Here is a 269-nt window from a genome sequence, read left to right as displayed (position 1 = left end):
CAACCGTTCGGACGGCAGCGTGGAGGTCGAGGTGGAGGGCGAACCGGCCAGCGTGGACCGCATGATCGACTGGCTGCGTGCCGGTCCTCCCGGCAGCGCCGTGACCGACGTGCGGGTCTCCGACGCGACCCCCGACGGCGACGATGCGTTCCGGATCCGCCAGACCGACTAGCGGCCCGCGCCGCCAGCACTGCCGCCCCGCGCGCTCCCAGGGCACAATGGGCACATGACCCGCGCGACGCTGCTGACCATCACCGTGCCCACCGGAG

General features: G+C 73.2%; 1 protein-coding gene. It reads left to right on the top strand.

Going from position 1 to position 269, the window contains the following annotated elements:
• On the top strand, positions 1–172 hold a 172-nt coding region (locus tag AC1RPY_RS07910; RefSeq protein ID WP_481763137.1), incomplete at its 5' end, for an acylphosphatase.
• Positions 173–269 lie beyond the last annotated feature (97 nt).

It is taken from the genome of Dellaglioa sp. CoH-56-MRSF-12 (assembly GCF_056782075.1).
The sequence above is the reverse complement of the archived record's forward strand: the minus strand, read 5'-3'. Positions and strand labels throughout refer to the sequence as shown.